General features: G+C 70.0%; 18 protein-coding genes. 14 read left to right on the forward strand and 4 right to left on the reverse strand.

Translation table 11 applies throughout. The features are described 5' to 3' along the window. Window positions 1-37 precede the first annotated feature (37 nt). The 12 genes from O1Q96_RS22875 to O1Q96_RS22930 all read left to right on the forward strand — a co-directional run bounded on the left by O1Q96_RS22875 (window position 38) and on the right by O1Q96_RS22930 (window position 13,199). Window positions 38-715, forward strand: coding sequence for an FMN-binding negative transcriptional regulator (locus tag O1Q96_RS22875; protein WP_269249985.1), 678 nt, complete (start codon window positions 38-40; stop codon window positions 713-715). Between the two features lie 192 nt (window positions 716-907). Then, entirely contained in the window at window positions 908-2,224 is a 1,317-nt protein-coding gene (locus O1Q96_RS22880) for a lysine N(6)-hydroxylase/L-ornithine N(5)-oxygenase family protein (protein WP_269249986.1), read from the forward strand. 39 nt (window positions 2,225-2,263) lie between these two features. Continuing rightward, window positions 2,264-2,491 (forward strand): MbtH family protein, encoded by a 228-nt coding sequence (locus O1Q96_RS22885; protein WP_217454655.1) that lies wholly within the window; start codon window positions 2,264-2,266, stop codon window positions 2,489-2,491. Between the two features lie 152 nt (window positions 2,492-2,643). Further along, on the forward strand, window positions 2,644-3,471 hold the full coding sequence (gene ddaH, locus O1Q96_RS22890) for a dimethylargininase (RefSeq protein WP_269249987.1): 828 nt from the start codon (window positions 2,644-2,646) through the stop codon (window positions 3,469-3,471). Between the two features lie 374 nt (window positions 3,472-3,845). Next, window positions 3,846-5,096 (forward strand): cytochrome P450 family protein, encoded by a 1,251-nt coding sequence (locus O1Q96_RS22895; protein WP_269249988.1) that lies wholly within the window; start codon window positions 3,846-3,848, stop codon window positions 5,094-5,096. 450 nt (window positions 5,097-5,546) lie between these two features. Continuing rightward, complete coding sequence (locus O1Q96_RS22900) at window positions 5,547-6,038, forward strand: ATP-binding protein (protein ID WP_269249989.1); 492 nt, start codon at window positions 5,547-5,549, stop codon at window positions 6,036-6,038. 212 nt (window positions 6,039-6,250) lie between these two features. After that, window positions 6,251-7,279 carry an N-acetyl-gamma-glutamyl-phosphate reductase gene (gene argC, locus O1Q96_RS22905; protein WP_269253691.1) on the forward strand — a complete coding sequence of 343 codons (1,029 nt, stop codon included), beginning with the start codon at window positions 6,251-6,253 and terminating at the stop codon, window positions 7,277-7,279. An 88-nt stretch (window positions 7,280-7,367) separates the two neighbouring features. Then, complete coding sequence (argJ, locus tag O1Q96_RS22910) at window positions 7,368-8,519, forward strand: bifunctional glutamate N-acetyltransferase/amino-acid acetyltransferase ArgJ (RefSeq protein ID WP_269249990.1); 1,152 nt, start codon at window positions 7,368-7,370, stop codon at window positions 8,517-8,519. A gap of 5 nt (window positions 8,520-8,524) precedes the next feature. Next, on the forward strand, window positions 8,525-9,466 hold the full coding sequence (argB, locus tag O1Q96_RS22915; protein ID WP_269253692.1) for an acetylglutamate kinase: 942 nt from the start codon (window positions 8,525-8,527) through the stop codon (window positions 9,464-9,466). After that, complete coding sequence (locus O1Q96_RS22920; RefSeq protein ID WP_269249991.1) at window positions 9,463-10,650, forward strand: acetylornithine transaminase; 1,188 nt, start codon at window positions 9,463-9,465, stop codon at window positions 10,648-10,650. The genes argB and O1Q96_RS22920 overlap by 4 nt, the downstream gene beginning before the upstream one ends. A 147-nt stretch (window positions 10,651-10,797) precedes the next feature. Further along, entirely contained in the window at window positions 10,798-12,342 is a 1,545-nt protein-coding gene (locus tag O1Q96_RS22925; protein ID WP_269249992.1) for an MFS transporter, read from the forward strand. 164 nt (window positions 12,343-12,506) lie between these two features. Next, window positions 12,507-13,199, forward strand: coding sequence for an RDD family protein (locus O1Q96_RS22930; RefSeq protein ID WP_269249993.1), 693 nt, complete (start codon window positions 12,507-12,509; stop codon window positions 13,197-13,199). A 99-nt stretch (window positions 13,200-13,298) separates the two neighbouring features. On the opposite strand, the gene O1Q96_RS22935 is transcribed toward O1Q96_RS22930, so the two are convergent. From O1Q96_RS22935 to O1Q96_RS22945, 3 genes are all read right to left on the reverse strand, one after another. Next, entirely contained in the window at window positions 13,299-13,850 is a 552-nt protein-coding gene (locus O1Q96_RS22935; RefSeq protein ID WP_269249994.1) for a GNAT family N-acetyltransferase, read from the reverse strand. Between the two features lie 110 nt (window positions 13,851-13,960). Next, the gene (locus O1Q96_RS22940) at window positions 13,961-15,412 is read right to left on the reverse strand and encodes a serine hydrolase domain-containing protein (protein WP_269249995.1); all 1,452 of its coding nucleotides are present in this window, start codon (window positions 15,410-15,412) and stop codon (window positions 13,961-13,963) included. A 396-nt stretch (window positions 15,413-15,808) separates the two neighbouring features. Then, window positions 15,809-16,525: a 4'-phosphopantetheinyl transferase family protein gene (locus O1Q96_RS22945; protein ID WP_269249996.1), complete on the reverse strand. Its 717-nt coding sequence runs from the start codon at window positions 16,523-16,525 to the stop codon at window positions 15,809-15,811. A 295-nt stretch (window positions 16,526-16,820) separates the two neighbouring features. Here O1Q96_RS22945 and O1Q96_RS22950 point away from each other — a divergent pair, with 295 nt between their 5' ends. After that, window positions 16,821-17,555 (forward strand): TetR/AcrR family transcriptional regulator, encoded by a 735-nt coding sequence (locus tag O1Q96_RS22950; protein ID WP_269249997.1) that lies wholly within the window; start codon window positions 16,821-16,823, stop codon window positions 17,553-17,555. 468 nt (window positions 17,556-18,023) lie between these two features. Next, window positions 18,024-19,655 (forward strand): citramalate synthase, encoded by a 1,632-nt coding sequence (gene cimA, locus O1Q96_RS22955; RefSeq protein ID WP_269249998.1) that lies wholly within the window; start codon window positions 18,024-18,026, stop codon window positions 19,653-19,655. Between the two features lie 66 nt (window positions 19,656-19,721). Here the strand turns inward: cimA and O1Q96_RS22960 are convergent, their stop codons facing one another. Next, window positions 19,722-20,543: an AfsR/SARP family transcriptional regulator gene (locus tag O1Q96_RS22960; protein WP_269249999.1), complete on the reverse strand. Its 822-nt coding sequence runs from the start codon at window positions 20,541-20,543 to the stop codon at window positions 19,722-19,724. Window positions 20,544-20,707 lie beyond the last annotated feature (164 nt).

Genomic DNA, 20,707 nt, shown 5'->3' on the forward strand with positions numbered 1-20,707 from the left:
GTCACGACCGACCCCGCATCGAAGGATGTGCTTCCCGATGTTTGTTCCTTCTCCCTACCGCCAGCCGTCCGCCGCGTGGATGGTGGACCTCCTGCGAGGCAATCCGCTGGCGCTGATGGTCTCCAACGGCCCCCAGGACGTGGGCCCCTACGCCACGCACCTCCCGGTCATCCAGGACCCCACGATGACCGAGGAGTGGTCCTCAGACCTCTCCGGGGCCCGTCTGCTCGGCCATATGAACCGGGCGAATCCGCACTGGAAGGCCCTGGAGGACGGCGCCCGGGTGCTGCTCACCTTCACCGGCCCGCACGCCTACGTCTCACCGACGGTGTATCAGACGGTCCCGGCCGCACCGACGTGGAACTTCACTGCCGTGCATGTGCACGGCGTGCTCAACAAGATCGAGCACGAACAGGCCGGCGAGGAGACGCTGGAGGTGGTCAGGTCCACGGTGCGTGCCTTCGAGACCGACTTCGGCAACGCCTGGGACATGTCCGATTCCCAGGACTACTTCCGCAAGATCCTGCCGGCCGTGGGCGGTTTCCGGATCGACGTGAGCGGCGCGGAGGGCATGTTCAAACTCAGCCAGGAACAGGACCCCCACGTCCGCGAACGCGTCCGTGAGTCCTTCGCGCACACCGACTCCAGCAGGCACCAGGAGGCGGCCCGCCTGATGGCCGGGCTTCCGGCACCCGGCTGCCCGCTCGCGGTCTGAGGGGCGAGCCGCGCGCCGAATCGGCCGCGCCCGTCACCTGCCGTTCCATCGCGCTGGAATACCGCTCGACAATTCACGCACGTCGAAAAAAGACCGCTCGAAAAGACCGCTCAAGAATTCTCGAAAAGAATGTTGACCGGTCCGCATTTCGCGCAGTAGCTTTCCAAAACCACCACCGGCGGGAGAATTGAAATGGGAAACCTGGATGAAGTTCACGAGGTCGTCGGTATCGGCTTCGGTCCGTCCAACCTCTCACTGGCCGTAGCCCTTGAGGAGCACGAGAGCAACGAGTCCGGCGAGCCGATATCGGCGGCATTCTTCGAGCGGCAGCCGGCCCTCGGCTGGCACCGCAACATGCTGCTTCCGTCGGCGAGGATGCAGATCTCCTTCCTCAAAGACCTGTCGACCTTCCGGAACCCGGCTTCCCGGTTCAGCTTCATCTCGTACCTGCACGCCGCCGGCAGGCTGGCCCAGTTCGTCAACAACCAGGAGTTCTTCCCCACCCGGGAGGAATTCCACGACTACCTGGAGTGGGCCGAGTCGAGCTTCTCGGACCGCGTCACCTACAGCTCCGAGGTCCTGTCCGTCAGGCTTCCCCCGGCCGACGGGGACAGGCCCGTCGACCATGTGGAGGTCGAGATACGGGACAACAAGCCCCAGGGCGGAACCCGCCTGGTCAAAGCCCGCAACATCGTCGTCTCCACGGGGCTCGTCCCCAAGATGCCCACGGGAATCACCCGGGACGAACGAATATGGCACAGCTCGGAATTCCTTGAGAAATTCCGAAAGCTGGACCAGGCCTCGGTCAAGAGGGTCGCCGTCGTCGGGGCCGGCCAGAGCGCCGCCGAGATAGCCCGGTTCGTCTACGACGCGCTCCCGGACGCGACGGTCTCCGCGATCATGCCGTCCTACGGCTACTCGATCGCCGACGACACCCCCTTCGCCAACCGCATCTTCGACGCCGAGGCAGTGGACGACTACTACCACGGCAGCCAGCGCTCGAAGGACTCCTTCTGGCGCTACCACAAGAACACCAACTACGGGGTGGTGGACGCCGAGGTGATCAGGGACCTCCACCAGCGCGCCTACGACGACGAAGTGCGCGGCACCCCCCGCCTCGAGTTCCTCAACCTCTCCCGTGTCGACAGCGTGAAGCAGACCGACGACGACGTCCGTCTCACGATGCACTCGGTCCGCAACAACGGGACCTTCCAGGTGGACGTGGACGTGCTGATCTGCGCCACCGGCTACGACTCCATGGAACCCAGCGAGCTGCTGGGCGACCTGGAAGCCCACTGCGTGCGCGACGAGGAGGGCCGGCTCCGCGTCGAGCGGGACTACCGGCTGGCCACCACCGGGGACGTGTCCTGCGGTGTCTACCTCCAGGGCGGCACCGAGCACACCCACGGCCTGGCCTCCTCCCTGCTGTCGAACATCGCCATCAGGAGCGGCGAGATCGCCGACTCGATCGCCGAGAGGAGGAGGACCCGGCAGTACAGCGCGGTGTGAACACATGCCGCAGAGATTCCGAAGAATTTGGAGTTGCCCATGAGCACCAACCCGTTCGACGACGCCGAAGGCCGGTTCTACGTCCTGGTGAACGATGAGGAGCAGTACTCGCTCTGGCCCACGTTCACCGAGGTCCCCGCCGGCTGGAAAGTCGCGTACGGAGAGGAAGGCCGCCCGCAGTGCCTGGGATACATAGACCAGCACTGGACCGACATGCGGCCCAAGAGCCTGCGTGACGCCATGGACCGCGACACCGTCCGCGTCTGACCGCAGCTGAGGAAGGGAGACGCCGAGCACGGACCCGTACCGGCCAGTGACGTCCGGACGGGCCCGGCCCGGCGCCCCTCCCACCCCGGAGTGTGCCCACAGCACGTGTGCACCCCTACGCCAGTACTTGATCACCCCACCCCGGAGATGACATGACTTCCGTATCGGTGCACGCTCGCAAGGCCACCCGACGCCACTACCTGATGTGCCGGCCCGACCACTTCGAGGTCAGCTACGCCATCAACCCCTGGATGAATCCGGACAAGCCGGTGGACGCCGGTCTGGCTCTCCTGCAGTGGGAGTCGCTCTACTACCTCTACAAGTCCCTGGGCCACCGGGTGGACCTCGTCAACCCGGTGCCGGGACTGCCCGACATGGTCTTCTCGGCGAACGGCGCAACCGTCGTGGACGGCAAGGTGCTCGGCGCCAAGTTCCTCCACACCGAACGGGCCGCCGAGGCCCCTGCCCACCGGGCCTGGTTCCGCGCGAACGGCTTCACCGAGATCCACGACCCCCTGTATGTCAACGAGGGCGAGGGAGACTTCGCCGTCACCGACAGCTGGATCCTCGCCGGACGCGGCTTCAGGTGCACCCCTGAAGGACACCAGGAGGCCCAGGAGTTCTTCGGCCGCCCCGTGATCAGCCTTGAACTGGTCGACCCCCGCTTCTACCATCTCGACACCGCGCTGTGCGTCCTCGACGGTGACGAGGTCATGTACTACCCGCAGGCCTTCAGCGCCGGCAGCCGCGCCCTACTGGCCCGGCTCTTCCCCGACGCCCTGCTCGTCGACCAGGAGGACGCGGACGTCCTCGGCCTCAACGCCGTCAGCGACGGCCTGAACGTCATGCTTCCCGAGGCGGCCCAGAAACTTGCCGGACAACTGCGGGAGCGCGGTTTCCGGACGCACGGCACGGACCTCTCCGAGCTGCTCAAAGGCGGCGGCAGTGTGAAGTGCTGCACCCAGGAACTGCGTTTCTGACGAGACGGCAGACGTGGGGGGGACACCACCCTCATGCGACCCCACGCGTGCGTGTCCGCACCACCACCCCGGTGCGGACACGCACTGGCATGTCCGGGCACCGGGCCTGTTCAACTGTGCAAAATCCGGACCCCGCACACCCCGTCGAACACGGTTGTGCCTGATCAGAGCCGTACGCCCGCAAACGGAGTGCGACTGACGGCACTTGTGGGCCAGCCCCCTCCCCAGCACGCTGACGCTCATGGATCCGACCGAAGCCGCCTTGGCCGCTTCGCGCGCTGAACCCGGCCGGTCCGCACACGTCCTCCCGGCACGAAGGCCCCACCCGCCCCGAACGACCAGTACGACGCGGCCCGCGTCCGAAGGAGAGCACCATGACCATCACGTCGCAGGAGACCGAGACCTTCGCTCTGACCTCGGAACTCGTCAGTGATCCCGTGCGCGGCTACACCCAACTGCGGCGCCAGGCCCCGCTCGTCCGCGTGACCCTCCCCGACATCGAGACGCCGGTCTGGCTCATCACCCGCTACGAGGACGCCAAGGCCGTACTGAGCGACACGCGCTTCGTCCGGGACCAGGACAAGGTTCCCGGCCTTGCCCAGGACGGGCCCAGCATCGCCGAGCAGATGATCGAGGCGTACGGGCTGCCCATGGAGTACCGCGACTACCTGGGCATCATGGTGCTCGTCGACGGCCCCGAGCACAGCCGGCTGCGGAACCTGGTCACCAAGTCGTTCACCGCCCGCCGCATCAGCAAGCTGCGCCCGCGCCTGGAACAGATCACGGCGGAACTGGTCGCACCCCTCGCCGAGAAGAAGGAGGCCGAACTCCTGGAGGACGTCGGCTATCCGCTCGCGTCGACCGTCATCTGCGCGCTCATCGGGATCGACGAACCGGACGTGCCCCAGATGCGTACCTGGATCCGCGAGTACGCCTCCGGGGACATCGAACTCGTCATCCCGGCCCTGCGGAACATGGTCGATCACTCCAAGGACCTGATCGCCCGGCGCACGGCCCAGCCCACCGACGACCTCGTCTCCGGCTGGATCATCTCCGGGAAGGACGACCCCGACGGCCTGACCGAGACGGAGATGGTCGCCCTGATCCTTCTCCTGATCAACACCGGCATCACGCCGCCCGCGCTGTTCATCGCGAGCGCCGTGCTCGCGCTCCTCGACCACCCCGACCAGCTGGCACTGCTCCGCGACCGGCCGGAACTCCTCGAGCGCGCCGTACCGGAGCTGCTGCGGTTCACCTCGCCGGTGCCGATGGGCGCCCCGCTGTACGCGACGCAGGACCTGGAGTTCGCCGGGATGCCGGTACGCAAGGGGGAGGCGGTGACGAGCGCCCTGCTCGCGGCGAACTTCGACCCCGACGAGTACCAGGCACCCGAGCGTCTCGACATCACCCGGGAGCTGGGCCGCGGGGTGGGGCACGTGGCGTTCGGCCACAGCGCCCACTACTGCATAGGCGCGGCGCTGGCCCGCCTGGAGGCCGAGGTCGCGCTCGACCAGCTGCTCATCCGGCATCCGGCCCTGACGCTGGGCGTCGCACGCGAGGACCTGGAGTACTTCGACCTGCCGGGGGAGGGCCGCCACCTGCGCGGACTGCCGGTGAGTTTCTGACGCGTCCACCACGGCCGGACACCGAGGCGCCCTGACAGCTCCACTCGTCAGGGCGCCTTCGGCCGTGCCCGTAGGAGGGCCGGGCTCGTGCGGGCGGAGAGCGCGGGCACGGCCGGGCGGGGCCGGGCGCCGCCGCCGCGCCACGGGGAGAGGGTGACCGTCTGCCCGGTGACGGCACAGCGGGGGCGGGATCGAGTTCTCGCCAGGCGCGTCGGCCGCGGGAGTTGGCCACTGCGGTTCCCAGGGACATTGCGGTACAACCTTGCTGACGCCGGTTCGGGCGCCCGCCCGGATCCTGTTACCTCGCCGCAGGACATGCCGTCCCGGCACCGTCGCCCGCTCGCAGCGGCGCCGGTCGCCGCATCGTTCGCGACAGGGGATGCCGGCGACCGGGGGAGGTCTGCCGTGCGACGCCCCGGACGCGCGGTCCCGCATCCGCAAGGAGACGCTGTGCCCGACACTGTTTTCCCCTCCCCGGTCCTCGTCGTGCTGCTGGGGGCAGCAGGCAGCGGCAAGAGCACCACGGCCGCCACCTGGCCGCCCGAGAGTGTTCTGGAACTGGACACCTTCCGTGAACTCGTCAGCGAGGACGTGCTGGACCAGGACGCGACCGAGGAAGCCGTGTACGCGCTGGGCACCGTGGTCGAGAGCCGCCTGGCGCGTCGTCTGACGACGGTCGTGGACGCCGACCACACCGATGTCGCGTTGCGCACCAAGCTGCTCGCGATCGCCGAGCGGTACGACGTCCCCGCGGTGGCGTTGGTCATGACCACTCCGCTGCGTCTGTGTCTGGACCGCAACGCACGGCGTCCCCCGTTCCTCCAGCTCGCCGAGGAGGCCGTGCGTGCGCAGTACGTCCAGGCCCTCGATGCCACTCCCGGTCTTCGGGCGGAGGGGTTCGACCGCATCGAGGCCCTCTTCGGAGGGGGGACGCCCGGGTGAGCGGGGGTGTTCGGGGATGTCCCGTCGGGCCGGGATCGCGGGTTCCGGCCGCAGGGGGTAGCGGGCGCAAGTCGTCGAACGCGCAGGTCACGGGGGAGTGGCCGGAGAATCGGACGCAGACCCTCTATTGAATTGTCATGCCCATGACCTATCGGGTTGTGGGTGGCTCCCGCCTGATGGAGATTCATGCCGTCGCCGACCAGGAGGGGAACATGACAGTGCGGGCTGCAGTGGCAGGAGCGAGCGGATACGCGGGCGGTGAGGTGCTGCGCCTGCTGCTGGGACATCCCGCGGTGGAGATCGGCGCGCTCACCGGCAACACCAACGCCGGCCAGAGACTCGGCGGGCTCCAGCCGCATCTGAGCCCGCTGGCCGACCGGCTCCTGGAACCCACCACCACCGAGGTGCTGCGCGGCCACGACGTCGTCTTCCTCGCCCTGCCGCACGGCCGGTCGGCCGCTGTCGCCGAGCAACTGGACGAGGACGTCCTGGTGGTGGACATGGGCGCGGACTTCCGGCTGGCCGACGCCGCCGACTGGGAGCGGTTCTACGGCTCGCCGCACGCCGGGACCTGGCCCTACGGCCTGCCCGAACTGCCCGGCCACCGCACCGCCCTGAAGGGCGCCACCCGCATCGCCGTACCGGGCTGCTATCCGACCGCCGTGTCCCTGGCACTGTTTCCCGCCTACGCCGCCGGCCTCGCCGACACCGACGCGGTGATCACCGCCGCCTCCGGCACCTCCGGCGCGGGCAGGACGCTCAAGACCAGCCTCCTGGGCAGCGAGGTGATGGGCTCGATGAGCCCCTACGGTGTCGGCGGCGGCCACCGGCACACACCCGAGATGATCCAGAATCTCAGCGCGGCGGCGGGGGAGCGCGTCACCGTCTCCTTCACCCCGACCCTCGCCCCGATGGCCCGCGGCATCCTCGCCACCTGCAGCGCCCGGGCCAGGGCCAAAGTCACCGCCGACGACGTACGCGCCGCGTACGACAAGGCGTACGCCCAGGAGCCGTTCGTCCGCCTGCTGCCCGAGGGGCAGTGGCCGGCGACGGCATCGGTGTACGGGTCCAACACCGCCCAGGTGCAGGTCGCTCTCGACGAGAGCGCACAGCGGCTCATCGCGATCAGCGCGATCGACAACCTCACCAAGGGGACGGCCGGCGGCGCGGTCCAGAGCATGAACATCGCCCTCGGGCTTCCCGAAACGACCGGGCTTTCCACCATCGGGGTCTCACCGTGAACGACGCACGTACGGCCTGGCCGCCGCAGCACACGACGAGCGCCGCGCTTTTGTACCGCGCGGACGGAGAAGCGAACGAGGAGATGCAGTGAGCGTCACAGCAGCACAGGGATTCACGGCGGCCGGGACGGCCGCCGGCCTCAAGGCCGACGGCAGCCCGGATGTGGCCCTCGTGGTCAACAACGGGCCACGCCGCGACGCCGCGGCCGTCTTCACCTCCAACCGGGTCAGAGCCGCTCCCGTCAGATGGTCACAACAGGTCCTCGAAGCAGGGCAGGTCTCCGCGGTCGTCCTGAACTCCGGTGGCGCCAACGCCTGCACCGGCCCGCAGGGCTACCAGGACACCCTCGCCACGGTGGAGACGGCCTCCCGCGCCCTGGGCGTTCCCGCTCACGAGGTGGCGGTCGCCTCCACCGGGCTGATCGGAGTGCCCCTGCCCATGGACAAGCTGCTGCCCGGTGTCGAGCGGGCGGTGCGGGAACTGTCCGCGCAGGGCGGCGAGAAGGCCGCCGTCGCGATCAAGACCACCGACACCGTGCACAAGACCAGCCTGTACGACGGACCCGGCTGGACCGTCGGCGGCATGGCCAAGGGGGCGGGCATGCTGGCCCCCGGGCTGGCCACGATGCTCGTCGTCCTCACCACCGACGCCGTCATCGACGCGCCGCGGCTGGACTCGGTCCTGCGTGACGCCACCCGCCTGACCTTCGACCGTGTCGACTCCGACGGCTGCATGTCGACGAACGACAGCGTGTTCCTGCTCGCCTCGGGGGCCGCGGGGGTCGTCCCGGACGACGACGAGTTCGCGGAGGCCGTCCGCGGCGTCTGCGAGGACCTCGCCCGCCAGCTCATCGGCGACGCCGAAGGCTCCAGCAAGGACATCCGCATCGAGATCGTGCACGCCGGCAGTGAGGCGGACGCGGTCGAGGTGGGCCGGGCCGTCGCCCGGAACAACCTTCTCAAGTGCGCCGTCCACGGCGAGGACGCCAACTGGGGCCGTGTCCTGTCCGCCGTCGGCACGACACGGGCCGCCTTCGATCCCGACCAACTGGACGTCGCCATCAACGGCGTCCGGGTCTGCCGGAACGGCTCCATCGGGGAGGACCGGGCCAAGGTCGACATGCGCGGCCGGGAGGTCGTCATCACCGTCGACCTCGCAGCCGGCTCCGCCTCCGCCGTGATCTGGGCCAATGACCTCACCGCCGAGTACGTCCACGAGAACAGTGAGTACTCCTCATGACCGTGATGACCCCCCTCACTCCCACCGGGATGGCCGCCGCGCGCAAGCACACGGCGCTTCCCAAGGCCGACGCCCTCGTCGAGGCACTGCCGTGGCTCGCACGCCACCGGGGCAAGACCGTCGTCATCAAGTTCGGCGGCAACGCCATGGTCGACGACAAGCTCAAGGCCGCCTTCGCCGAAGACATCCTCTTCCTGCACCACGCGGGCCTCAGACCCGTCGTGGTGCACGGCGGCGGCCCGCAGATCAACAAGCAGCTGGACCGGCTCGGGCTCGAGTCCCACTTCACCGCGGGGCTGCGGGTGACCACCGACGAAACCATGGACGTGGTGCGCATGGTGCTGGCCGGACAGGTCCAGAGGGAACTGGTCGGCCTGCTCAACCGGCACGGGCCGCATGCCGTCGGCATGACCGGCGAGGACGCCCGCCTGATGACCGCCGGCCGGGCCTACGCCGAGATCGACGGCGAACGCGTGGACATCGGCCGCGTCGGCGACATCACCGGCATCGACCCCGGTGTCGTCCAGGCGCTCCTGGACAACGGCCGCATCCCCGTCATCTCCTCGATCGCGCGCAGTACCGACGACAGCGACGGCGGCGTCTACAACGTCAACGCCGACACCGCCGCGGCCGGCCTGGCGGCGGCGCTCGACGCGGAAGTCCTGATGATCCTCACGGACGTCGAGGGGCTCTACCGGGACTGGCCCCACAGCGAGGACGTCATATCCCGCCTCACCGCGGCGGAACTGGAGGCCCTTCTGCCCGAGCTGGCCAGCGGCATGATCCCCAAGATGAAGGGCTGCCTCCACGCCGTCAGCAACGGCGTGCGCAGCGCCAGGGTGATCGACGGCCGGGTACGGCACTCGGTCCTGCTGGAGATCTTCACCAACGAGGGCATCGGCACGATGGTCGTGCCCGACCCGGCGGACGAGGGCGCGGCCGCGTGAACGGCCACGACGGCAACGCCGGCCTCACCCGCCGGTGGCAGGGCGCGATGATGGACAACTTCGGCACCCCGCGTCTTCCTCTCGTCCGCGGACAGGGCACGCGGGTGTGGGACGCCGAAGGCCGGGAGTACCTCGACCTGCTCGGCGGCATCGCGGTCAACTCCCTGGGCCACGCCCATCCCGCCGTGGTGCAGGCCGTGTCGTACCAGATCGGGGCGCTGGGGCACGTCTCCAACTTCTTCATCGCGGAACCGACCGTGGCGCTCGCCGAACGGCTTCTGGACCTGAGCGGCCGCACGGGCCGCGTGTACTTCGCCAACTCCGGGGCCGAGGCCAACGAGGCCGCCTTCAAGATCGGCCGGCTCACCGGGCGCACCCACATGGTCGCCGCCCACGGAGGTTTCCACGGCCGCACCATGGGCGCCCTCTCCCTGACCGGCCAGCCCTCCAAACGCGCCCCGTTCCACCCCCTGCCCGGTGACGTCACCTTCGTCCCCTACGGAGACACCGCGGCGTTGCGCGCCGCCGTCACCGAGGAGACAGCCCTGGTGATCCTCGAACCCCTCCAGGGCGAGGCGGGTGTGGTGACCCCGCCCCCCGGATACCTCGCCGCGGCACGCGCCATCACGGCCGCGACCGGGACCCTGCTGGTCCTCGACGAGGTGCAGACGGGGATCGGGCGCACCGGCCACTGGTTCGCGGCCCAGGCGGAAGGCGTCGAGGCCGATGTCGTCACGCTGGCCAAGGGGCTGGGGGGCGGCCTGCCCATCGGAGCGGCTCTCGCGTTCGGCGAGGCGGCGGACCTTCTCGCTCCCGGCACCCACGGCTCGACGTTCAGCGGAAACCCGGTGGTCTGCGCCGGCGCCCTCGCCGTGCTGGCGACCATCGCCGACGGCGGACTGCTCGAGCAGGTCAAGCGGACGGGCGAGCGGCTGCGGCGCGGCATCGAGGACCTGGGCCATCCCCTGATCCGGCAGGTGCGGGGAGCCGGCCTCCTCCTGGGTGTCGTGCTGAGCGAGGACGTCGCGCCCCAGCTCCAGCAGGCGGCCCAGGAAGCGGGACTTCTGGTGAACGCTGCCACGCCCAGTGTCATCCGGCTGGCTCCGCCACTGATCCTCTCGGACCAGGACGTCGGTATGTTCCTCGACCGGATTCCGGGCGTACTTGCCGCTGTTTGCCCCTAAGTGCCGGGTGTGTGGCCCCGTCAGTGCGTCAAGTGAGACCGGAAAACGACTAGAAAAAACCGCGACGATGGTTTGATAATGTGAGCGCAGCCCCACCTCCCTGTCGGCTCCGGCCGTCGGGCTCACACCGTTCGAAAGGTTGGATTGATGGAACGTCACCCACGGCGCTGGCTCATCCTGGTCGTGCTGTGCCTCAGCACGCTCGTGCTGGTGATCGACAACATGGTGCTCACCGTCGCGGTACCGACGATCACCGAGGACCTGAAGGCGAGCGCCCAGGACATCCAGTGGGTCCTCGAGTCCTACATGCTGGTCTTCGCCGGACTCCTGCTGACCGCGGGAAGCCTGTCCGACAAGTTCGGCAGGCGCAAGGTGATGATCATCGGCCTTGCGATCTTCGGTGCGGCCTCCCTCATCGGCATGGTCGCCGCCACCCCGGAGCAGCTGATCCTCGGCCGTGTCCTGATGGGCGTCGGCGGCGCGCTGGTGATGCCGAGCACCCTGTCGATCCTGATCACGGTCTTCGACGAGGCCGAGCGGCCCAAGGCGATCGCGGTCTGGAGCGCGGTGGCCATGGTCGGCCTGGTCGGCGGCCCGGTCCTGGGCGGCGCCCTGCTCGCCCACTACTGGTGGGGAGTCGTCTTCCTCATCAACGTCCCCATCGCCGCACTCGCCATCGTGGCGGCCATGGTCCTGATGCCGGAGTCCAAGGGCCCCTGGCGCAAGGCCGATCCGGTCGGCATGGTGCTGTCGATCCTCGGCATGAGCGCCCTGGTGTGGACGATCAACGAGCTTCCCAAGGGCGGCCTCAGCCACACCGGCACGCAGGTGTCGCTCGCGATCACCGTGGTCGCGGTCGTGGGCTTCGCCGTCTGGGAGAAGCGCCACCCCTCCCCGATGGTCCCGCTCGCCCTGTTCCGCGACCGGGTCTTCACCGGCGCCAGCTTCTCGCTCGTCCTGCTGACGCTGGCCAACGGCGGCCTGATGCTCGTCCTCACCCAGTACCTGCAGTTCGTGCTCGGCTACACCCCCACCGAGACGGGGCTGGCCTTCACCCCGCTGGCTGTGGCCACGCTCGTGTTCAACGCGCTCGGAGCCTCCCTGATCGCCAAGACCGGAACCCGGTTCATGGCGGTCCTGGGCCTGCTGGTCATCGCCTCCGGCTTCGCCCTGCTGTCGACCCTGTCCGTCGGTGACGGCTGGGGCGTCCTGGCCGGCGCGATGTGCCTGATGGGCGCGGGCAGCGGCCTGGCGATGCCCGCAGCGATGGCGGCCATGATGGGCGCCGTTCCCGAGGAGCACGCGGGTGTCGGCAGCGCACTGAACGACACCATTCAGCAGGCCGGTGCCGCGCTCGGCGTCGCCATCCTGGGAGCCGTTCTGACCAGCACGTTCACCCGCAACATGCCGGCCGACGCCCCGGAGGCGGCCCGCCACTCGATCGGTGAGGCACTCGCCGCCGCCGATGCGGACCCCGGCCTGCTGAAGTTCGTCAACGAGGCCTTCACCGACGGTATGTCCGCGAGCTTCCTCGCGGGCGCCGCCGGAGTCGTGGGAGCCGCGGTCCTGGCCTTCTTCCTCATGCGCGCACGCAAGGACACGCCCGATCAGGGCGGGGAGACGAAGACCGCGCCCGTACCGGGCGACGAGACGAAGGGCGCCAGTCCGGAGCAGATCCTGACCACCCACTGATCCGGAGGACACCACCGGAGAGCGGCGATCGCGGGTCCCCAGCCAGCACCTGAGGGGTCGCGACCGCCGCTTTCGCCGTACGGGCGCGGGTTTTGCCGTACGGGCGCGGGCGGCGGACGGACGCCGCCTCCCACCACCTGTCCGCATCCTGCCTTGGGGAGACCATGACCCATCCCTACAGCACGTCACGCCTCACCGGCCGGCCCTCCACGGTCCGCCGCGTCCTCGCGTGGTCCATCGACTTCGCTCTCGTCCTTATCGGTGCCTACCTGCTCGGCGTGTTCGCCGCCCAGCGCATCGCCGAGACCTTCACCGAACTGCCCGACCTGACGATGCCGGGCGGATGGGACCTGCTCACCCTGGACGACAAGGCCCTGGACCCGATCCAGCAGTTCGGGCGGGAGCTGTGGGACCGGACGGCGGTCATCGTCATCCAGTCCTTCGCCCTCCTGACCGCAGGCACGTTCCTCTACCACTGGGTCCTGCTGACCTTCGGCGGACGCACCCTGGGCAAGAGGCTGCTGGGACTGCGCGTCACCCCGCACCGCGCGGGCTCTGCCGCCCTGCGGGCGGCGGCGACCACCATCACCGACGTGGCGTGCTTCTCCCTGGCCTGCTGCCTGCTGACCGCGGGTGCCTTCCTCGCGTCCTTCGCGGTCTGGCTGCTGGCGGTCGCCGCCTTCTGGTTCAACGCCCTGTCGGCGCTCTCGCCCTCCGGCCGTTCCCTCGCCGACCGGCTGGCCGGCACCTCCGTCATCCGGGGGCAGGCACCGCCGGACGAACCCTTTCCCGGGGACAGCACGGCCTACGCGGCCGGTGCACGGACAACGCCGCCCCACCGGGTCCCGACCGGGTGAAGCGGCGTTCCACAAAATGAGCCGGCCCGCTGCACGCGGGCCGGCTCAACGGTTTTCAAGTGTCCAAAACGGCCGGGTCGCACGCCGCTTCCACCGGACTCACAGCGGCGTGAGGACCATGAGGATCTGGTCCTGGTCGTTGCCGGGTCCCAGCCGGAAGGCGGCGGGCCAGCGGCCCACCTCGTACCATCCCAGGCGCCCGTAGAAGTCCTCCAGGCTCCGGCCTCCACGGGCCGTCAGATGCAGCTGCTCCAGGCCCATCTCGTCCCGGGCGACCCGGTGGGCCTCACGCATCAGGGCGGACCCGACACCGCGGCCGCGAACCGACAGGCGCGTCTGCACGTGGTGCAGGGTGCCCCAGTGCGCGATCAGTTCCGAGGGGTCGCGCCTGAGGTTCAGCCAGCCCACGATCTCCCCGTCCAGCCACGCGGTCACGAGGCGGCTGGTCACCGGGTTCAGACGTCCGACGATCCGGTCGACAGCCGGCGCGGCCTGCCGCGCGTCGATCCGCGGTACGTGGAAGCCGGCGGCGCCACCCGCGTTGGTGACCTCGATCCAGCACTCTGTCAGGGCGTGGTGCAGCGAGGCAGGGACATCGCCGGGCCAGGAGTACTGACGCAACGTGGGGAGTCTGGTGGCGAGACTGGTCATTCCCCAATCCTGCCCGCCGGGGTGCGTGCGGGGCCAGGTGTGCAGACCCGTACACCTGGGACGGCACAGGGGCCGGGGCGGACAAGCCCCGGCCCCTGTGCCGTGGAGGGTCAGGCCACCTTCGGAGCGGCCCGCATCCCGATGTACACGCAGGCCGTGCCGTCCGCCAGGGTCGAGAAGACGACAGGCATCCAGTCGGCGCTGTAGGCGCCGCTGCCAGGACCGGCGAACACCGTGGGGGAGACGGGGACGAGGTCCATCTCCAGCGGGGGCGAGAAGTCCTTCATGCCGTCGACGAACTCGTACACCAGGTGCGCGGTGCCGTCGTGCTCGGCGATGGTGATGACGACGCCCTCACGCCTGTACGTGCCGCACAGCGGCGCGAGGTCCACCGCCGGGAGCTGGGCGGGCGGCCCGAAGGGGGCGGGCATCCGCACGCCGGCGAGTTCGCCCAGGAGCTCGTCGAAGAGCTGCGCGTAGAGCTGCCTGGCGTCGCCGCCGTTGGTGAGCAGGACGAGTGCGACGCCCGCCGAGGGGACCACCCGCAGGAAGCCGTACTGACCGATCGACGCGCCGTCGTGCCCGAAACCCGGCGTGCCGGACCAGTCGTACAGCGTCCAGCCGAGCCCCCAGCCGTCGGCACTGACCGTCCACTTGTCGGGGACGTCCACCTCGCGTCGCTGCATGGCGGCGATGCTCTGCGGACTCAGCACGCGCACGCCCTCCGCGGTCTTCCCCCCTTCCAGATGCATCTTGACCAGGCGGGCCACGTCGCCGGCCGTGGCGAGCACCCGGCCGTAGGGGCCGGCGGAACGCGGCATGAGGTCCCAGGCGGGAGCGGGATCCGGGTCCTGCCCGAGCTCGCCCAGGTGCCCCATCGCGGCCCGGTGCGCCAGCGCCTCCTCGGGGAGCGTCATCGTGCCGGTGAGGCCGAGCGGCTGCAGGAGCCGCTCCTTGAGCGCTTCGTCCCAGGTCTGTCCCGTGAGTACCTCGACGATGCGGCCGAGCACGTTGTAGCCGAGGCTGCTGTAGGAGACCGCGGTGCCCGGGGGGCAGTCCAGGCCGACGTCTTTCGCGGCCTCGACGTACCGGGCCAGGCAGTCGTCGCCGCGCCCCGAGTCGTAGGTGAAGTCGCAGGTCAGTCCGCTGGTGTGAGAGAGCAGCTGGCGTGTGGTGATGGTGCGGGTGGCTTCCTCGTCCGCGACGGCGAAGTCCGGCAGTACGTCCTTGACCGGGGCGTCCAGGTCCAGTGCGCCGGAGTCCACGAGCTGCATGATGAGGGTGGCCGTGTAGATCTTCGCGAGGGATCCGAGCTGGAAGACCGAATCGGGCGTCGCGTCCACACCGGTGCCGCGGTGCAGGACTCCGCTCGCCAGCTCGTAGGTCTCTCCGCCGGTGAGGACGGCCAGCGTGGCGCCCGGCACGTGGTGTGCCACGCGGAGCCGGTCGAGCCGCGCCTGCCAGTCGGCCAGGTACAGCTTGCGGCCCTGGGAGTCCTTGGACCCCCAGTCGCCCGAGGCCGCCCAGTTGCCCTGTGCGTCCCAGCTCAGGTCCTTCGGCATAACGTCTCCCTCAGTAATGCGGATGGCATTCTCAGTACGCGAACACTGTACGCATGAGAAAATGTTGTACGCAATGGTGCATGGTGTTGGCGCACGGCTCCGTGCCCGCCCGTTCCGGGGCGGGACCGCTGTCCGTCCCGCCCCGGAACGGCATCCGGTCTCAGGTCTCGTGGCCGTGCCGGGAAGCGAGGCGTCGAGCCCCGGCTCCCGCTCCACGCGATCGCATACTGAACCGGACGGTCTCATTCAGAAGCCGTGATCTTGATCGTAAAGTGCCGCCGGGGCGAGCGGAAGGTGCTCAAACGGGCGCTCCGGAACCGACCGGTCCGGCCTCACCGGGAGCGCCGGTCCGGTCCTGGCCGGAGTGCGGGGTGCGGAGTTCGGCGTGTGGGGGAGTCAGCTGCGCACGGCCACCGCGGCGGCGGTGCGGCTCGCGTCCACTTCGACGTCGCTGATCGTCCACCCCGGCAGGGCGGCGGGGGCGGCCGCAGTGCCTACGTAGTCCAGCGCCGCGTCGCGGCCCAGGCCTGTGCCGAGCCCTTTGAGGTAGGCCTCCTTGCGTGCCCATGTCCGGGCGAAGACCCGCGGGCGCTCCGGTGGCGGGTATCCGCGCAGTTCGTCCCGCTCCCGCGGGTGCAGCGCCCGGCCCACCTCCTCCGCGACCTCCGGGGGCGGGACCTGCTCGATGTCGACGCCCACGGGGGAGGCCGCGAAGGCCAGCAGTCCCAGGCCGTCGCTGTGTGAAAGGGAGAAGTGCACCGGGTTCCCCTCGACCGCCGGCCGGCCGTGCGGCTCGGGGCACAGCGGACAGGGCAGACGTGTCAGTGCCACCTTCGCGGGGTGCGTACGGAGGTACGCGCCGAGCAGGAGGCGCAGGCCCACATGGGCGGAGAGGTAGGTGTCGCGGTCGGCGGGGAGCCGGAAGCGGTCCGCGCGTTCCTGTTCCGACCGGTCCAGAACGGCAGCGGCCTGCTGCCGTGCCCGTGTCCGGAACTCGGCTGTCCGCACGAGCCACAGGTGCGGTGCCTCTCCGGTCCCGGGCAGGTCCGACGGGGCCGCGGTGTCGTGGGACCGCAGCTCACGGGGGCGGCGCGTCGCTGCGTGGGTCGTCATCCGCGCAGGCTATGCGGGACGGGGCCGCGACGTCAGGTGTCCAGTCCCGGCCACCGCCGGCGCCCGGGGCCGGGTGCGGGCCGGGCCGCCCCTCCGATTGCCCGGGGCGCAGGCCGTGTGCTCGTATGCGTCAGGCCGGGCGCTCGCGCTCTTCTCCCGGCCGGCGGACACCCGCGGCCCGGCACTCAGGATCAGCACGGGTGATCGACGTAGGATGCACCCGACGATGCGTACGGCGTTCCTCATTGCGAACACCGTGGAATACGCTGCCGGTACGACGAGAGGGTGAGGACCGATGCGGGCCGAACAGCAGCCGATTCCTTCCGTATGGACCCGCCCGCGCCGCCAGCGTGAGTATCTGACCCGCGAGCGCATCGTGACAGAGGCCGTGCAGCTCCTGGACGCGGAGGGCATCGAAGCCCTCAGCATGCGCAGTCTCGGCAACAGGCTCAACGCCGGAGCCACCTCGCTCTACCGGCATGTCGCGAACAAGGACGAGCTCATCGAGCTGGTCGTCGACGAGGTGTACGGCGAACTCCACGTCCCCGTCGCGGAGCACCAGTCCCAGTGGCGGGCCGCTGCGGCGGGCGCGGCCGACAGCCTGCGAGCCATGGTCCTGCAGCACCCCTGGATCGCCTCGGTGCTCGGCCAGGTCGGCCTGTCCCACCTCGGACCCAACGTGATGAGGATGTCCGACCAGATGCTCGCGGTCTTCGAGACGGCCGGCTTCCCCTCGAGCGAGACCGACAAGGCCATGAGCACCGTCATCGCCTACGTCATCGGCGTCGCCACCAGCGAGGCCGCGTACCTGTCGATGATCGCCCGCAGCGGCAGCACCGAACGCGAGTGGGTGGACAGCCTGGGCCCGGCCCTGGAGGAAGCGGCCCGCGACCACCCGCGCCTGATGGAGGGCCACGCCGCCCAGCGCGGAAAGGACCCGCACCAGGTCCGCAGCGACACCTTCGACTACGGACTGCAGCGCACGCTCGACGGGCTGGAGGCCCGTCTCGCCCACCACCGAGGGGCCTGACGGTCCGGCCGGGGAGACCCGCCGCACCGCAAACGGCCCCTCCGCCGCCACTCCGCTCCCGCACCCGGGCCCTCGTGCGGACCCTCGTGCGGACCGTGCCCGGCTCGCGTGCCCCGGCCACCGCACCCGAAGCGGCAACCGTCCGCCCGCGATTCCGCCGCCCCACAGCCCCCGCCGGCAGCCTCCGGGGGCTGCCTCCGCGCTGCCGTTGCCGCCCTCGCCGGCACCGCCCGCGCCGAGCAGTCGAGGAACGCTCAACACCCGCTCGAGAAAACCCTGTTGGCTTCCGAGGGGCGGGTACCGTGCCGAACGCCAGGCACAGAGACAGCCCGACGACGAGGAGGTCACCATGGAAGTGCCAGAGCTTCCCGCACCGCAGATGGCCAGCAGCGCTCTCCGCCCGCCGGCACGGTCCGGCAGCACACCTCCACCCCGCCCGCGCAACGCCGCGACCGGAGTCCGGTCCGTATGAACGAGACGGCCGGCTCACCTCATGGCTCAGCCGCACCCGGGACGAACGACGGCTTCCACGTCTTCGACACCACCCTGCGCGACGGCGCCCAGCGTGAAGGCATCAACCTCACGGTCAGGGACAAGCTGGCCATCGCCCGTCATCTGGACGACTTCGGCGTCGGATTCGTGGAGGGCGGCTGGCCCGGTGCCAATCCGCGCGACACCGAGTTCTTCGCCCGCGCCAAGGCGGAGATCGACTTCCGGCACGCACAGCTCGTGGCGTTCGGAGCGACCCGCAGGCCAGGAGGCCGAGCCGACGCGGACCCACAGGTCCAGGCGCTGCTCGACTCCGGCGCCCCGGTGATCACACTGGTCGCCAAGGCCCACGACCGGCATGTGGAACTCGCCCTGCGCACCACGCTCGACGAGAACCTGGAGATGATCCGCGACACCGTCTCCCACCTGCGGTCCGCGGGCCGCAGGGTGTTCGTCGACTGCGAGCACTTCTTCGACGGCCACGCGGCCAACCCCCGGTACGCGACAGCCGTCGTCCGCGCGGCCTGGGACGCCGGCGCCGATGTGGTGGTGCTGTGCGACACCAACGGCGGCATGCTCCCCGCCCAGATCCAGGCCGCCGTCACCACGGTCCTGGCCGGGACGGGCGCCCGGCTCGGGATCCACGCACAGGACGACACCGGCTGCGCGATTGCCAACACCCTCGCCGCCGTGGACGCGGGCGCCACACATGTCCAGTGCACCGCCAACGGATACGGCGAGCGGGTCGGCAACGCCAACCTCTTCCCGGTCGCCGCCGCCCTCGAGCTCAAGTACGACATGCGCGTGCTGCCGCCCGGCGCGCTGGAGGCGATGACCCGTATCTCGAACAGCATCGCCGAGATCGTGAACCTCGCTCCCTCGACCCACCAGCCGTATGTCGGCGTCTCCGCCTTCGCCCACAAGGCAGGCCTGCACGCCTCCGCCATCAAGGTCGACCCGGACCTCTACCAGCACATCGACCCCACGCTGGTCGGCAATCACATGCGCATGCTCGTCTCCGACATGGCCGGCCGCGCCTCCATCCAGCTCAAGGCGAAGGAACTCGGAGTCGGTCTCGGCGACGACCCCGACCTCGTGGGACGGGTGGTGGCGCGGGTCAAGGCACAGGAACTGCGCGGCTACACCTACGAGGCCGCCGACGCGTCATTCGAACTCCTCCTGCGCGACGAGGCGCAGGAGGGGCCGCAGCGCTACTTCCGTATCGAGTCGTGGCGCATCATCGCGGAGCAGCGGCCGGACGGCGTCGACAGCAACGAAGCGACGGTGAAGCTGCGGACCAGAGGCGAACGCTTCATCACCACGGCCGAAGGCACCGGCCCCGTCAACGCGCTCGACCGGGCGCTGCGTGCCGGGCTGGAACACACCTACCCGGAACTCGCCAAACTGGAATTGGTGGACTACAGAGTCCGCATCCTGGAGCAGGCCCACGGCACCACCTCCGCCGCCCGGGTCCTGATCTCCACCGCCGACGCGACCGGCGAATGGTCCACCGTCGGAGTCGGCGACAACGTCATCGCCGCCTCGGGGCAGGCTCTTGAGGACGCCTACACCTATGGTCTGCTCCGCGCGGGCGTCCGTCCGACCGAGTGACGGCGGGGCCGGGCGCGCATCGCGTCCGGCCCCGCTGACCGCGGCGCAGTTGTCCCTCGGAAGCACTCAGCTGACGCGGCTCAGCTCTTTGCCGTGGAGAGCGCCGACCGGCTCGGGCCTCGTCAGCAGGATCGACTGCTGCAGCCGCTTGAGAGCGGCAGAGGGCTCGATGCCGAAGTCCCGTACCAGGGCGCGGCGCAGCCGATGGAACGCGTCCAGGGCCTCGCTGCGGCGGCCCGAACGGTGGAGCGCCGTCATGAACTGGCCGCACAGACTCTCATGGGTGCGATACCGGCTGACCAGGACGGTCAGTTCGGCGAGCAGTTCGCGATGGCGTCCGAGCCGCAGGTCCGCTTCGAGCCGCTGGGACAGGGCGCACAGCCGGCTCTCCTCCAGCTGCCGGACCTGCATCTCCAGCCAGGGGCCGGGCTGGACGTCGGCGAGCGCGGGCCCCTTCCACAACGCGAGGGCGTCCCTCAACTGACGGGCCGCCTGCGGAAAGTCGCCGGCCTCCATGGCCCGGTATCCGAGACCGGCCAGGGTCTCGAACCGCCGGACGTCACTGGCGCCGCCCGATGTCCGGAGCAGGTAGCCGCCCGACGTGGTGACGAGGACGTCCTTGGCCGTACGCGGCGAACTGCCGGGCGCGTCATGCGTCAGCGCCCCGGCGATGGCTTCCCGCAACTGCAGTACGTAGGTCTGCAGTGTCGTGCGCGCGCTTCTCGGCGGCTCTTCTCCCCACAGTTCCTCGAACAGCGAGGGCACGGAGACGACCTGGTCGGCGTGCAGGGCCAGCATCGCGAGAACCTGCCGCGGCTTCGGTGCGGACGGCGTGACCGACACACCGTTCTCGCTGACGGCCAACACGCCCAATGCATCGATGTCCACGCGGTTTTCCCCTGTTCGTGTCAGCCCGATGAGACATGTGTCCAGCCGTCCGGGGCCGGCAAGTCAGGCCCTCGTAGACTCCCAGTAAAAAACGGCCATGCCGGTTTGTCAATATCAAACCGGATGCCCCGTTTTTGGGTTCGCCGGACGCACATGCATGCGCG

Origin of the sequence: Streptomyces aurantiacus (assembly GCF_027107535.1) — a bacterium.
Taxonomy (GTDB): domain Bacteria; phylum Actinomycetota; class Actinomycetes; order Streptomycetales; family Streptomycetaceae; genus Streptomyces.